This is a genomic window from Mycolicibacter sp. MU0083, from assembly GCF_963378075.1.
Classification (GTDB): domain Bacteria; phylum Actinomycetota; class Actinomycetes; order Mycobacteriales; family Mycobacteriaceae; genus Mycobacterium; species Mycobacterium kokjensenii.
Genome location: NZ_OY726394.1, coordinates 3,220,754 through 3,235,113, shown reverse-complemented (window position 1 = coordinate 3,235,113; position 14,360 = coordinate 3,220,754). Strand labels below are relative to the sequence as shown.

14 protein-coding genes are annotated in these 14,360 nt (G+C 69.4%); 11 read left to right on the top strand and 3 right to left on the bottom strand.

Annotation, left to right across the window (positions count from 1 at the left end; all coding sequences use genetic code 11):
* Window positions 1–36: 36 nt before the first annotated feature.
* On the bottom strand, window positions 37–180 hold the full coding sequence (locus RCP38_RS15120) for a hypothetical protein (RefSeq protein WP_308477468.1): 144 nt from the start codon (window positions 178–180) through the stop codon (window positions 37–39).
* Here RCP38_RS15120 and eccCb point away from each other — a divergent pair.
* Both eccCb and RCP38_RS15110 read left to right on the top strand, forming a co-directional pair.
* On the top strand, window positions 164–3,637 hold the full coding sequence (gene eccCb, locus RCP38_RS15115; RefSeq protein ID WP_373692370.1) for a type VII secretion protein EccCb: 3,474 nt from the start codon (window positions 164–166) through the stop codon (window positions 3,635–3,637). The genes RCP38_RS15120 and eccCb overlap by 17 nt on opposite strands.
* Window positions 3,638–3,720: 83 nt before the next feature.
* Window positions 3,721–4,812, top strand: coding sequence for a type VII secretion-associated protein (locus RCP38_RS15110; protein ID WP_308473744.1), 1,092 nt, complete (start codon window positions 3,721–3,723; stop codon window positions 4,810–4,812).
* Here the strand turns inward: RCP38_RS15110 and RCP38_RS15105 are convergent.
* The gene (locus RCP38_RS15105) at window positions 4,809–6,272 is read right to left on the bottom strand and encodes a PE-PPE domain-containing protein (protein ID WP_308473743.1); all 1,464 of its coding nucleotides are present in this window, start codon (window positions 6,270–6,272) and stop codon (window positions 4,809–4,811) included. The genes RCP38_RS15110 and RCP38_RS15105 overlap by 4 nt on opposite strands.
* A gap of 196 nt (window positions 6,273–6,468) precedes the next feature.
* Between RCP38_RS15105 and RCP38_RS15100 the strand changes: the two genes are divergently transcribed.
* From RCP38_RS15100 to RCP38_RS15060, 9 genes are all read left to right on the top strand, one after another.
* On the top strand, window positions 6,469–6,804 hold the full coding sequence (locus RCP38_RS15100; RefSeq protein ID WP_308473742.1) for a WXG100 family type VII secretion target: 336 nt from the start codon (window positions 6,469–6,471) through the stop codon (window positions 6,802–6,804).
* Window positions 6,805–6,815: 11 nt separating this feature from the next.
* Window positions 6,816–7,109 carry a WXG100 family type VII secretion target gene (locus RCP38_RS15095; protein WP_308473741.1) on the top strand — a complete coding sequence of 98 codons (294 nt, stop codon included), beginning with the start codon at window positions 6,816–6,818 and terminating at the stop codon, window positions 7,107–7,109.
* Between the two features lie 285 nt (window positions 7,110–7,394).
* Window positions 7,395–7,838, top strand: a complete 444-nt coding sequence (gene rplM, locus RCP38_RS15090) for a 50S ribosomal protein L13 (RefSeq protein WP_308473740.1) — start codon at window positions 7,395–7,397, stop codon at window positions 7,836–7,838.
* Complete coding sequence (rpsI, locus tag RCP38_RS15085) at window positions 7,835–8,338, top strand: 30S ribosomal protein S9 (protein WP_308473739.1); 504 nt, start codon at window positions 7,835–7,837, stop codon at window positions 8,336–8,338. The genes rplM and rpsI overlap by 4 nt, the downstream gene beginning before the upstream one ends.
* A gap of 147 nt (window positions 8,339–8,485) precedes the next feature.
* Window positions 8,486–9,817 carry a phosphoglucosamine mutase gene (gene glmM, locus RCP38_RS15080; protein ID WP_308473738.1) on the top strand — a complete coding sequence of 444 codons (1,332 nt, stop codon included), beginning with the start codon at window positions 8,486–8,488 and terminating at the stop codon, window positions 9,815–9,817.
* Between the two features lie 49 nt (window positions 9,818–9,866).
* Entirely contained in the window at window positions 9,867–10,166 is a 300-nt protein-coding gene (locus tag RCP38_RS15075) for a hypothetical protein (RefSeq protein WP_308473737.1), read from the top strand.
* Window position 10,167: 1 nt separating this feature from the next.
* Window positions 10,168–11,487, top strand: coding sequence for a hypothetical protein (locus tag RCP38_RS15070; RefSeq protein ID WP_308473736.1), 1,320 nt, complete (start codon window positions 10,168–10,170; stop codon window positions 11,485–11,487).
* Window positions 11,488–11,552: 65 nt separating this feature from the next.
* Window positions 11,553–11,780 carry a CopG family transcriptional regulator gene (locus RCP38_RS15065; RefSeq protein ID WP_308473735.1) on the top strand — a complete coding sequence of 76 codons (228 nt, stop codon included), beginning with the start codon at window positions 11,553–11,555 and terminating at the stop codon, window positions 11,778–11,780.
* A complete protein-coding gene (locus RCP38_RS15060; RefSeq protein WP_308473734.1) occupies window positions 11,777–12,208 on the top strand; it encodes a TA system VapC family ribonuclease toxin in 432 nt (143 codons plus the stop codon). The genes RCP38_RS15065 and RCP38_RS15060 overlap by 4 nt, the downstream gene beginning before the upstream one ends.
* 17 nt (window positions 12,209–12,225) lie before the next feature.
* Here RCP38_RS15060 and RCP38_RS15055 read toward each other — a convergent pair whose 3' ends face one another.
* A complete protein-coding gene (locus RCP38_RS15055) occupies window positions 12,226–14,049 on the bottom strand; it encodes a fatty acyl-AMP ligase (RefSeq protein WP_308473733.1) in 1,824 nt (607 codons plus the stop codon).
* Between the last annotated feature and the right edge of the window lie 311 nt (window positions 14,050–14,360).

Genomic DNA, 14,360 nt, shown 5'->3' with positions numbered 1-14,360 from the left:
TGTCCACAGCTGACTTGCCGGGGGAATCGGTCCTGCCTACGGTGTGCCGATGACCGGTGTCGTGCCGAACGAGAGCCCGCCGACGTCCCCGATGCCGACCGAAATCGCCGTCGCGGCACCACCATCGGTGGACCCGAACGACGGCCGGGCAATGTTGACGCGGATGATCCCGGTCGTCATGGCGGCGGCGATGCTGGGCGTGACCGTGTTCCTGTACCGCTCGGCCGGGGCGGCCGGCCGTAGCCCGATGTTCGGGCTGTTCCCGCTGATGCTGCTCGCCTCCGCCGGCGCCGCCGCAGTCCACGGACGAGAACGGTTTCGCGGCAACGATATCGATCAATCCAGGGAGAAATACCTGGGCTATTTGGCGACTGTGCGCGGTACGGTTCGTCGTGCCGCCGAGGGGCAGCGGGCGTTCCTGTGCTGGTCGCACCCCGACCCGGACACGTTGTGGCTGATCGCCGGCGGACCCAGGATGTGGCACCGCCGCCCCGGTGATCCGCTGTTCGGCTCGGCCCGGGTCGGGACCGGGACGACACCCGCGGCCGTTCGCCCGGTCGGTCCGGACGATGATCCGGCCCGCCGGATCGACCCGGTGACCGAGGACGCGCTACGACGCTTCCTCGACACCTACGGGGTGGTGCACGAGACTCCCATCGCGCTGCCGATCCTGGGTGGGCCCGCACTGCTGATCGATGGCGACGGGGACCGGGCGCGGGGCCTGGCACGTGCACTGATCTGTCAATTGGCCGCCCTGCACGGTCCGGAGACACTGTTGATCGCCGCCGTACCCGGCGACCGGCCCGCCGAGTGGGATTGGCTGAAATGGCTGCCGCACCATCAGCATCCGTCGGCGACGGATGCCGCCGGGCCGAGCCGGCTGAGCTACCCCGACCCGGCGACCGCGGAGCACGATCTCAGCGGTCGACGGGCGGTGCTGGTCAGCGACGACGCGACCGGCCTGCGGGTCGCCGAAGTCGGTGTCCGGGCACCGATTCGGCGCCTGCAGTTGACCGCGACGACACTGAGCGACGCGGCCGGACTGTCCTGCCGAACGGATGCTCTGAGCCGCGCCGATGCGCTGGTCTGCGCGCGTCGACTGGCCGCATATCGCTCCGAAGACCGCGGGGCGTCGGGCCGCGGATGGGCCGGGCTGATGGGGATCACCGACATCGAGCGTTTCGATCCCGCGGCGCGGTGGGCCGACGCACCGGGCCGGCGACTGTGTGTCCCGATCGGCATCGACGACCGCGGCGACCCGGTGGAACTGGACCTCAGGGAGGCCGCCGAGCAGGGCAGCGGACCGCACGGGCTGTGCATCGGTGCCACCGGTTCGGGAAAGTCGGAGTTCCTGCGCACCCTGATCTTGGGGCTGGCAACCCGGCACTCGCCGGACGACCTGAATTTCATCCTGGTCGACTTCAAAGGAGGCGCAACCTTTCTCGGGTTCGAGGCGGCCCGCCACGTCGCCGCGGTGATCACCAATCTCGCCGCCGAGGCGGCCCTGGTGGAGCGGATGCACGACGCGCTCTCCGGTGAACTGCACCGGCGGCAGGAACTGCTGCGGGCCGCCGGAGCCACCGGGATCCGCGCCTACGTCCGGGCCCGCGGCACCGGGCAACCGCAGTTACCCACCTTGCCGGCCTTGCTGATCGTCGTCGACGAATTCTCCGAACTGCTGCACCAGCACCCCGACTTCCTGGACACCTTCGTCGCGATCGGCCGGCTGGGTCGATCGCTGGGAGTGCATCTGCTGTTGGCGAGTCAGCGGCTCGACGAAGGCCGCCTGCGCGGGCTGGAAGCGCACCTGTCCTACCGCGTGTGCCTCAAGACCATGTCGGCGGCCGAATCACGCATCGTGCTGGGAACCGGCGACGCCCACGAGCTGCCCAACAGTCCCGGGTTGGGCTACCTGCGCACCGCCGACGGCGCGATACGACGCTTTCAGACGGCGTACGTGTCCGGGCCCTGCCCGAGCGCCCCGCCGGCCGGTGTGCGGCCGGTCCCGTTCACCGCAGCACCGAGCGGCGCGATCGAGCGCACCGCCGCGACGTCTGAGCGCACCGTTTTCCACGCGATGCTGCAAAAAATCTGCGGGCATGGGGCCCGGGCCCGCGAGATATGGCTGGCGCCGCTGGGCGATTCACCGGAGCTGGGTTCCCTGCTCGAGGACCGGTACCCCGAACTCACCGTGCCCATCGGAGTCGTGGACCGCCCCTTCGACCAGCGCCGGACTCCGCTGTCGGTCAGATTGGGTGGTGCAGAAGGGCATCTCGCGGTGGTCGGTGCCCCGCAGTCGGGCAAGACGACCGCATTGCGCACCCTGATCGCGGCACTGAGCGCAACCCACGATGCATCACGAATCAACTTCTACTGCTTGGATTTCGGCGGTGGGGGATTGTCATCGGTCGGGGGACTTCCCCAGGTGGGCGCGGTCGCCGACCGGGGGAACCCGGACCTGGTCCGGCGCATCGTCGCCGAACTGGGGGCGGTGCTGGCGCGCCGCGAGGCCGGTCGGCCCGGCCGCCACGGAGCCGACGGCGACGCGGACCCCGACATCTTCCTGGTGATCGACGGTTGGGCCGGTCTGTGCCGTGAATTCGAGGTGGAGTCGGCCGTGGTCGCGTTGGCCGCGCACGGCCTGTCCCACGGCGTGCACATCGTGCTGTCGGCGGCGCGGTGGGCCGACGTGCGGCCGGCGTTGCGTGACCTGATCGGCACCCGCATCGAGCTACGGCTGGGGGATCCGGCCGAATCCGAACTGGACCGTCGCCAGGCGCAACGCGTTCCGGCGGATCGGCCCGGGCGCGGCCTGACCCGCGACGGCATGCACATGCTGGTGGCCCGCCCCCAAGGATGCGAACCGCTGCGACACCCCGGCGGCGTCGTCGCAGCACCGATCCGGCCGCTACCGACCCGGGTGGACCGGGCCGGCCTGGTGACCACCGTCGGCACCGCACCGGCACTGGGGATCGACGAGCGTGCCCTCGAGGTAGTCGCCGTCGACTTCCAACGCCAACCGCATCTGATCATCCTGGGCGACAACGAATGCGGGAAGACCTCGGTGCTGCGCACGCTCTGCCGGGAACTGGTGCGGGCGAACACCACCGAGCAGGCCCGGTTGCTGGTCGTCGATTACCGACGCGGACTGCTCGATGCGGTACCGCCCGAACACCTCGCCGGCTATGCGGTATCGGCGGCCGCGCTGACCGCACTGCTGCCCGGGTGGATCGAGATGCTGGCCGGGCGGATGCCCGGCGCCGACGTGAGCGTGCAGCGACTGCGGGACCGGTCATGGTGGTCGGGGCCGCACCTCTACGTCGTCGTCGACGACTACGACCTGGTCGCCGCCACGGCGGGAAACCCACTGGCGCCGTTGCTCGACTACCTGCCGCATGCCGGTGACCTCGGACTGCACCTGGTGGTGGCGCGGCGCAGCGGCGGAGTCGCCCGGTCGATGTACGAGCCGATACTGGCCACCCTGCAGGACCTGGGTGCGATGCGTCTGATGATGAGCACCGATCCGGCGGACTGTCCGCCGGGCCCGGCCCGTCCGCGCGTCCTGCCGCCCGGACGCGGCACCCTGATCACCCGTGCCGACGGGGAACGGCTCATCCAGGTGGCGTGGGAGCCGTGAGTACCGGGCACCGGGCGGTGATCGAGGCCGGTCCCGCGGTCCTGCGCAGACTATGTTGCGGGGCAACCGAATCAGCGGAATCCATGGCTGCCCTGGAATGGATCGACGAGCCTATCGCTCTGCTGGACGGACAACCGGTCGCCACAACCGAACTGCTGAAGGACGTACTGACCTGCCTCGAGCCGGCCGAGTCGCTGGAGCTCGTCCACCCGTCGTGGTGGCCGGTGCGGCGCGTGGAGTTGCTCGGCGCGGCGGCGCGCCGGATCAGCGGTGCGGTGCTCACCCGGTCACGTGCGGCGGTCGTGACCGCCGGATTCGGGGATGCGGTGGTGGTGGAGATCGCCGGCGGGCTGGTGGCGATCACCGCCGACGGCGACATCGGCGCCGAGCCGCGCATCGGCTCGCCCGGCGACGTCGCCGACGCCGTGGCCGGCCGGGTCGCCACCGCATGCAGCGGTGACCGGCGCACCGTGGTGATCGACGCACCGGCGGGCGTCGGCGGCGCGGCGGCGCTCGCCGCGCTGATCGCGCAACGACTGCCGTCGGCGCAACCGGTCACCGTCATCGACGAACTGCCGCCGGCGCGTCCCCGAGTCCGCTCCCCGGCCGACGGCCCCGCCGCCGCACCGAAGCCGCCCCGACACCGATCGCGGGGCGCGCCGGCGGCCGCGACGGCGTTGGGAATCGGCGTGGTGGCCTTGGGGTTCCAGCACGCCGCGGTACCGGGCACCCGCGACGCCGCACCGTACGTCGTCGCGGGCCGGGTGGCGGTGGATGTGCCGACGGGCTGGCAGCTGCGGAGGGTCGACGGTGGGCCCGGTAGCTCGCGGGTGGAGGTGGTGTCCCCGGAGAACCCGCAACTGGTGCTGCACATCACCCACGCGCCGGCCCCGGGCGACACCCTGGCCGCCGTGGCCGAACCGCTGCAGCGGGGACTGCTGCGCGCCGAAACGGAGGCCCCGGGCGTGTTCGTCGGGTTCGACCCGGCCGGAACCAGCGCCGGGCGGCCCGCGGTCACCTACCGCGAGGTGCGCGCCGATCACCAGATCGACTGGGCGGTGCTGATCGACGGCGCACTGCGGATCGGGATCGGTTGCCAGCACGGCCCCGGCGGCGACGCCGTGCTCCGAGCGGTCTGCGAGCAGGCGGTGCGCTCGGCGCACGCCATCGGTTAGAAGATCGCGCCGATCAGCATCAGCGGGGCGAGCCCGACCAGTGCGGCCAGCGGTTCGCCGATCGCGTCGAGCGGGTTGCCGGCGGCCATCTCGGTGTTGAAGACGTCCACGGCCAGCTGCGGAAGGGTGAACAGCAAGGCGCCGGCCATGTCGACGAACGGTATCCCGGTGTGCTCCAACGAGATCTCCGAGAAACCTTCGGTGAACCAGTTCGCGGCCCCGGCCAGGAACGTGGACAGATAGTCGGAGATGTCCTGCCACGATCCGTCGAGGTTGAACGCCGCCGTCGCGGAGTTCAGCAGCGGCCCGAGCACGTAGTCCATCGTCTGGGGTGAGATCAACTGGTAGTTGGCGGGATCGCCGAGATCCCGCAGGGCGTCCTGCACGCCCTGCAGCAGGCCGTCCCACAGGGCCGCCGGAACCTGTTCGAGCACACTCTGGTCGGGCAGGAAGCCCAACGTCGTGGGCACGTCGGCGTACCCGGGCGACCAGCCTTCCTCGATGTTGCCGTAGCCCAGGTTGACCAGCACCGACAGCGCAGGCTGCAGCAGATCCGCCAGCGGATTGCCGACGAACGGCACCAGTCGCAGCGGCATCAACAGCGGCAGGCTCTCGGACTGGATCATGTAGTAATTGGTCAGACTGTCGGGGTCCAGGGTGGGCAGCTGCACCAGGGTGCCGCCGTCGGCTTCCAGGGTCAGCTGTTCGGGGGTCAGACCCAGGTACGCGATGTGGTTGAACACGATGCCCAGATAGGCGTTGATATCGGCCAGCAGATTGATCGGGTATTGCGGGAAGTCGGCGAAGCCGTCGTACTCGAAGGTGTAGACATCGGTCGGGTACAGATCCGACGGCGTCGCGCCGCTGAACGTGAGCCCCAGAGTGGTGGCGTCCGGGGTCGAACCCTCCGGCAACGCGAACCGCTCCAGCATGCCGCCGTTGGGGTTGCTGGGATCGCCCAGCAGCACGAAGTGCAGCAGATCGGGGTCGATCCCGTCGGCCGCCAGCTTCGGCATCAGCAGCGCGTCGATCGCGGAACTCTGCGAGTAGCCGCCGATCACGATCGGGTTGTCCGCGCTGACGCCCCCCGCGGCGAGCTGCGCTTTGATCGCATCCTCGATGATCTGCATGCCCTGGGCGGCCGAACTGTCGAACGTCATGCTGAACGGGCCGGTGAACGGATACAGCGACTCCGGTGTGGTCATCGCCACCGAGTCACCGGTGAAGCCGTGCGGTTCCAGGTAAAGCCGGTTGAACGCGCTGAGCCAGCCCTGACTGGGGGTGGCGATGAAGCTGGCGCCCGGCACCAGCGCGGTGCCGTCGCCGAGCGGGCCGTCGACACGGGTGAGTACCACCGGGTCGGTATGAGTGGGCGTCGCCGGTGGTGGCGTCGGGGCCATCAGGCCCGCACCCGCCACCGCGACACCGGCGGTCAGAACTACCCCCAGACCAGCCCCCATGGTCCCCTCCTTTGGTCCAGCCGAGAACGGCGGACCTGACTCTATCCGGTTTGCCCGCTGAATATGTGACCCAGGGCACACCTGAGGAGTGTCGTAGGCCGGATGCCGGAGACGCCGGCAGAAAAGGGGAACCCGAGTCGTCCGCGCGCCGTCGAATCACATGACAGCGAACGAACACCACGAATCGGGGGCAACCATGGCCACACCGCCGGGATCGGCAAGCACCACCGCGCTCAGCGTCGACTTCGACCTCATGCTCACCGTCGCCGCCACCACCGACACCCGCAACGAGGAGATCCGCGGAATGCTGCAGGCGTTCGTCGACCGGATGCGTGCCGTACCGCCGTCGGTGTGGTCCGGTTTGGCGGCCGCCCGCTTCCAGGACGTCCTGGACCGGTGGAATACCGAATCGTTGCGGCTGCACCACGCCTTGGCCCGCATCGCCGAGACCATCCGCCACAACGAACGTGCGCTGCGTGAGGCCGCCGAGGTGCACTCGCACCACGTCGCCGCCGTCGGCAGCGGAATCTGAGGGGCCGGACCATGGACGCCCTGTCCTATGACTTCGAGCAGATCGACTACACCGTCCGCCAGGAGATCCACGCCACCGCCACCCGGCTCAACGCGGCCCTGGAAGATCTGCGATCCCGGATCGTCCCGCTGCAGCAGGTCTGGACGCGGGAGGCGGCCGGCGCCTATCACTCCGAACAGCTGCGCTGGCAGCAGGCGGCCGACGCGCTGAATCGGATCTTGGTCGACCTGGGCGGTGCGGTACGCGACGGTACCGCCGACATCGCCGACGCGGATCGCCGTGCCGCGGGAGCTTGGGGGAGGTAGGAGAGGCCGCCCCCGGACACGGTGTGGCCCCGACGGTGAGAGTGCCGACGGGGCCACACCGGCTCGTGCTTCCGGCGGGCGGCCGATCGTCGTTTTGACCCGCCCGGATCAGCGCCGGTAAGCTGCACCGTTGGCGTGCGGTGCCTAGCGGCACAGCGGGTCCTCGGGTCAATGTCGGTCGCCGAGAACCATCCCGCCGCACACGCCAGACCGGCACCCGGCTCGCACCGGGATCCGCATGAACCGGGAACACCCGGCTCGAGTTGAAAAGAAGAGGTAAGCGCTGTGCCCACCTATGCGCCGAAGGCGGGTGACACCACACGCTCGTGGTATGTCATCGACGCCACCGACGTGGTGCTCGGCCGGCTCGCCGTTGCGGCAGCAACCCTGCTGCGCGGCAAGCACAAGCCGACATTCGCGCCGAACGTTGACGGCGGTGACTTCGTCATCATCATCAACGCCGACAAGGTTGCCATCAGCGGCAACAAACTGCAGAAGAAGATGGCTTACCGTCACTCGGGCTACCCGGGCGGACTGCGCAAGCGCAGCATCGGTGAGCTGATGGAGACCCGTCCCGACCGTGTCGTGGAGAAGGCGATCCTCGGGATGATCCCGCACACCAAGCTGGGGCGTCAGATTCAGCGCAAGCTGCACGTCTACGCCGGGCCGGTGCATCCGCACACCGCCCAACAGCCGACCCCGTACGAAATCAAGCAGGTGGCGCAATGACCGAGACTGCATTTGAAGGCGCTGAGGCCCCCGAGGTCGAAGAGACCGTTGAGGTTGCCGAGGCCGTAGAGGTGCACGACGAGGTCGCGCCGGCCTACGAGCCCTACGACCTGGGACGGCCCATCCAGACCGTCGGCCGCCGCAAGGAGGCCGTGGTGCGGGTGCGCCTGGTGCCCGGCACCGGCAAGTTCAACCTGGACGGCCGCACCCTGGAGGCCTACTTCCCGAACAAGGTGCACCAGCAGCTGATCAAGGCTCCGCTGGTCACCGTGGACCGGGTGGACAGCTTCGACGTCTACGCCCACCTCGACGGCGGCGGCCCCTCCGGCCAGGCCGGTGCGCTGCGGCTGGCTCTGGCCCGCGCGCTCATCCTGGTGGACCCCGAAGACCGTCCGGTGCTGAAGAAGGCCGGCTTCCTGACTCGTGACCCGCGGGCCACCGAGCGCAAGAAGTACGGTCTGAAGAAGGCCCGCAAGGCTCCGCAGTACAGCAAGCGCTGATCTGCGATTGCATTCTGGCAGCGAGTCGGGGGTGCCTTCCGCACGCGGAAGGTGCCCCCGGCTTGTTGTTTCCAAGGTGCGTGTTTCCGGCCCCACAACGGCGTGTCGGATAGGGGACACGCACACTCGCGGCGATAAAGGATAGTTATGGGTCGACTGTTCGGTACCGACGGCGTCCGCGGGGTCGCCAACCGGGAGCTGACCGCTGAGTTGGCGGTCGCACTGGGCGGTGCGGCGGCGCAGCGGCTGTCGACGGGCACCGGGCGCCGGGTGGCGGTGGTGGGCCGCGACCCGCGGGCCAGCGGCGAGATGCTGGAGGCGGCGGTCATCGCCGGATTGACCAGCCAGGGCGTCCACGCATTGCGTGCCGGTGTGCTGCCGACCCCGGCCGTGGCCTACCTGACCGGGGCCTACGAGGCCGATTTCGGGGTGATGATCTCCGCCTCGCACAACCCGATGCCCGACAACGGCATCAAATTCTTCGGCCCCGGTGGCCACAAACTCGACGACGCGACCGAGGACGAGATCGAGGACCTGGTCAATGCGGGGCCCGGCCTGCGCCCGGTGGGCGCCGATCTGGGCCGCGTCGTCCACGCCGAGGATGCGCTGGATTGCTACCTGCGGCATCTCGGTGACTCCCACCGGACCCGGCTCGACGGTCTGACCGTGGTGGTGGACTGCGCGCACGGCGCGGCGTCGGAAGTGGCGCCGCGCGCCTACCGGGCCGCCGGCGCCACCGTGATCGCGATCAACGCCGAGCCCGACGGGCTCAACATCAACGACGGGTGCGGTTCGACGCACCTGGAACCGTTGCGCGCCGCGGTAGCGGAGCACCACGCCGACCTGGGACTGGCGCACGACGGGGACGCCGACCGGTGCCTCGCGGTGGACGCCGACGGCAACGTGGTCGACGGCGACGCGATCATGGTGGTGTTGGCGCTGGCCATGCGTGACGCCGGCGAACTGGCCGACGACACCCTGGTGGCGACGGTGATGAGCAATCTCGGACTGCATCTGGCGATGCGTGCCGCCGGGATCACCGTGCACACCACCGACGTCGGCGATCGTTACGTCCTCGAGCAGTTGCGGGCCGGCGGATTCACCCTGGGTGGCGAGCAATCCGGTCATATCGTGCTGCCGCAGTTCGCCACCACCGGCGACGGTGTCATGACCGGTCTGCGCCTGATGGCGCGGATGGTGCAGACCCGCACGCCGCTGGCGGGTCTGGCCGCGGCGATGCGCACCCTGCCGCAGGTACTGATCAACGTCGTGGTCGCCGACAAAGCCGAGGCGGTGGGGCACCCGGCGGTGCGCGAGGCGGTACGGCGTGCCGAGGAAGAACTGGGTGAATCCGGCCGAATCCTGCTGCGCCCCTCGGGAACCGAGCAGTTGGTCCGGGTGATGGTGGAAGCCTCCGACGCGGATACCGCGCAGCGGATCGCCGAGGACGTCGCCGACGCGGTAAGAGCCCGGCACTGATCCGGACCGAGACGGGAACCGGGGCCGTCGGGCCTGCGTCATACCCGGTATGGGACGACAACTGCTCTACCTCGACCCCGCAGCGCTGCACGCGATAGCGGATCGATTGGAATCGACCTCCGCGGAGATCGACACCGCACGAATCCGGTTGGGCGGATTGGTGTTCGACGGCCGAACCGCAGGGCGTGACCATGCCGGAGCCGGGGATGCGCTGCGTGCCACGCTGCAGTCGTGGTCGCCCGAGCTGGCGCGCTGGTCGCGGGCCAGCGCCGAGATCGCCGTGGCGCTGCGGGCGGGCCTGGTGCGCTACACCGACGCCGAGGCGGTGGCAACGGAGCGGGTCGGTTGAGATGGCGCAGCGATTCGATGTGTCCGCGCGACTGGCCGAGGGGCGCGACGCGGTGGCGCACACCCAGGCTTACGTGTCGGCCTGCCACCGCCTCGGTTATCGCGATCCCGACCTGACCGGTTACGAGGGGCAACTCGCCGACCGCTACGACAGTGAAGTCGGACTGGACCTGCACGTGCTCGACGCCGACTGCGCCGCATTGGGCGCCCTGGCCGATGCGGTCGAGGACATCCTGCTCCGGCAGTGCGGACAGTCGGCGGAACTGGCCGGCGCGTGGCGGGGGCCGGGTGCCGAGGCTGCCGCCGAATTCCTGCGCCGGCACTGTGCAGCCGGCACCGAACTGACGCGCCGGCTTCGGGCCGCAGCCCTCGCCTGCGGGGCGCTGCGCGACACCTTGTGGCGGTTGGTCGATACCAAGGTGGCGGCCGTGCTGGCCGTCGACGGGCGGGTGGGTGCCCGGGGATCCGGGTGGCTTACCGCGGCGCATGCGGTGAGTTCGGGCACCGACGACCCGCACGCCGTGGACATCGTCGAAAAGCAGGTGATGCCCTACGTGGACAACGATATTCGCGGCGAATGGGCGGCCGCGGTGCGGTCGGCGAAAGACCAGGCGGTGGCGGTCTACGCATCCGCGATCGCGGCGGCGGACCCCGGCGCGGGGGTGCTGTTCGCCATCCCCGCAGACCTCGGCCCGACCACCCCGCTCGACGGGTCCGGTGCCACCGGCGCGGTCCTGGTCGCACCGACGTCGATTCCCGCCGATGTGCCGCCGTCAACGCCTGCCCCGGACGAGACGTTCGCACCCGAGCCGGCATCGGCCGATGCCCCGCCGGCTCCGGCCGCTCCGGTCGGCGATACACCGACGGATCCGGCGCCGCTGCCGGGCATGGGGCTGCCCGGCGACCTGGGATTGCCCACCGGTGGGCTGCCGCTGGGCGGTGGTAGTGGGCTGGGAGGTCTCGGCGGTCTCGGCGGGCTGGCCCCGCGGCTGGCGGACGCGCTCGGCGATCCCGGATTCGAGGCCCCGGCCGATGCCCCCGCCTTCGTCGACGACGAATCCGAGGATCCGACGGATGTCGAGGATGCCGGCGATCCCGAGACCGACACCGAGACCGAACCGGCGGTGGCGGCCACAGCGCTCTCCGAAGAACCCGGCGAGGCGATTCCGGCCGACGCAGCCACGCCGGATGCGACACCGGTAGCCCAGGAGCCCGGATCCGGCGAAACCGACGGCGACCCGGCTGCCGAGGCCGCGAGCGACCAGCCGACGAAGACCCCGTGTGAGATCGCGGCCGAGGAATTACCGCAGGTAGGGCGGTGATGCACCGTGGCGCATCGATATGCGTTAGATAACGCATCATGATGCGGGCGACGTATGATGTGGAGGTGCGGACAACGGTGGTGCTCGACAGTGATGTCGTTGCCGAGATCGAACGGCTTCGGCGTACCGGTCTCGGGATCAGTGAAGCCCTGAATCTGCTCGCGCGCCGGGGAATCGCGGCACAGGCGGATGCGCCCAGGTCCCGATACCGTCATCGCGCCGCTCCGGTTGGGCTGAAGGTCGATGTCACCAACGTGGCCGAAGTGCTTGATCTGCTCGACGACGGCCGATGATCGTCGACGCGAACCTGCTGTTGTACGCAGTAGATGCGGACAGCAGGTACAACGCGGTGGCTGCGGCGTGGTTGGAAGAGATATTGAACGGGGCCAACAGGATTGGTCTGCCATGGCAGACCATCGGCGCATTCCTGCGGATCGTCACGCATCCGCGGGTGAGTGCAAACCCGTTGAGTGCATCCGACGCCTGGGCTTACGTCGAGGACTGGCTGGCGGTACCGGTGGTCTGGATACCTCCTGCCGGAGCATCCACCGCACGCGTCTGCGCCCGACTATGCAAGCAGATTGACGTCACCGGAAACCTGGTTCCCGATGCGCAACTTGCCGCGCTGGCCGTCGAACACGGTGTCGAGCTTGCCTCGGCCGACTCCGACTTCCAGCGATTCCCCGGCCTGCGCTGGACAAACCCGTTGGCCGCCGGCTGACGTCCGAGCCGCAATCATCAGCCCGGTCGGGTTCCCCAGTTCTGCAGTGTCGAGACGATCCGGGCCGCCGATTCCAGTTCCTCCAGCGACAGTTCCCGTACCGGGGTCTGCCACTGGGCCACCACCGCCAGCGTGCCGTCGACGAAGTTCTGCCTGGTCTGACCGCGCTGGATCTTGCCGCTCGACGTGGTGGGCAGCGAGACGTGCTGCACCAGCACCACGGTGTCGGCGGCGATGCCGTGGTGGGTGGCGACCGCCAGCCGGATCGCTTCGATGACCGCATCCAGGTCGGTCTGCCCGGCGCGCGCGCCGTCCACCTCGTGCACCACCACCAGTTGTTCGACACCGCCGGGCGTGGCGTCGGTCGCAAACGCCGCCCCGCGGCCGGACACCAGCACGGGATCGCATTGCTGCACCGTGAATTCGATGTCGTTGGGGTAGTAGTTGTGACCGTCGATGGTGATCAGGTCCTTGTAGCGTCCGGTGGTAAAAATTTCACCGGCACAAAGGAATCCAAGGTCTCCGGTGCGTAGGAACGGCCCGCGGGTCGGGTCTCCGGGCTCGGCCAGCCGCGCCCCGAACGTCGCCGCGGTCTCCTCGGGCCGGTTCCAATAACCCAACGCGACATTGGGGCCGGCAACCCAGATCTCGCCGACTTCGTCGGGGCCGCAGGGTTGGTGGGTGACCGGGTCGACGATGGCGACGTCGGCCTGGCGCAGCTGACCGCACCCCACGAACGTCGCCGCGGCGGGATCCTCCGGAGGCACATCGACAATGCGGTCCTGCTCGAGCGCGACACGATCCAGGTAGCGCACGCCGGGCATCCCGGTGGGGCAGCCGGCCGATACGCACAGGGTGGCCTCGGCCAGCCCGTACACCGGGTAGCACGACGACAACTGGAAGCCGGCCGGGGCGAAGGCATCGGCGAACGCCGCCAGGGACGTGGCGCGCACCGATTCGGCACCGTTCATCGCGACGGTCAGGCAGGAAAGATCCAGCGCGGCACGCTCTTCGGGTGTGCTGGTCTCCACGCACCGGTCGTAGGCGAAGTTCGGTGCGGCGGTGATCACGCCGCGATGCGCGGATACCAGCTCCAGCCAGCGCATCGGGCGTTTGATGAACGCCGTCGGCGACATCAGTGCCGTGCTCGCCCCGATGTAGACCATCGACAAGATGCCGCCGATCAGCCCCAGGTCGTGATGCGGCGGCAGCCAGAACACGCCCCGGGCGTTCTCGTCGCCGTTCCAGGACTGCCGGATGGCGTCGACGTTGTGCAAGATATTGCCGTGGCTCAACAGCACTCCCTTGGGGGAGCGGGTCGAGCCCGACGTGTACTGGATGGCGGCGGGGGAGTCGGTGGTGATGTCGGGGGCCACCCAGGCGTCCGGATCGGCGCCGGCGTCGGTGAAGAACCACTGCTCAGGCGCGCCGGGGAGCCCGGCGACCGCGGTCCGGGTGGCGTCGCGGTTCTCGGCGGCGGTCAACGCGAATCGGGCTTGCGCGTCGGGAACCACCACCTGCAGGCGGGGCGCCAGTTTCTGATGAACCGGCACCGCCACCGCCCCGGCGTAGAGGCAGCCGAAGAAACCCGCGATGAAGTCCAGGCCGGGCCGGACCAGGACCAGCACCCGCTCGCCGGTGACGTCGAAGCGTTGCAGGTTCGCCGCGATCGCCCGGGCGCGGCGGTCCAGCTCGCGGAACGTCAACTCGCTGCGGCCCTCGTCGTCGCCGTTGTAGGAGAAGCTGAACGCCACCTTGTCGGCGAACCGCGCGGCCTGCTGCTGCAGTAGGTCGACGAGGGTCGCGGCGGTGGGGATGGTCACGGTCGGCGTGAAGTCCATGGTCCCCATCTTGGCCCGGGAGGTGTCCCGGGCCACAGCCAACCCGCCGGATGCGTTACGGGGGTCGGCCGTGCGGGCCGCTCCACGCCATCGTTGAATGTTTGCTGGGCCTGGCGGTCGCGGCTGGCGGGATCCGCTGCGTTTACGCGTCCGAAAAGGGAAAAGGTCGGCATTTTGGATAGCGGGACGATGTTCTTGACGGGTTTGCAGGTTGTCGAGCTGGGGAAACGCTCGAGAAAAAATTTTCCAAATACTTGAATCTAAGTTTACTCACAGGTAGTGTCGAATATCACAACTGCATAACAGTGAGA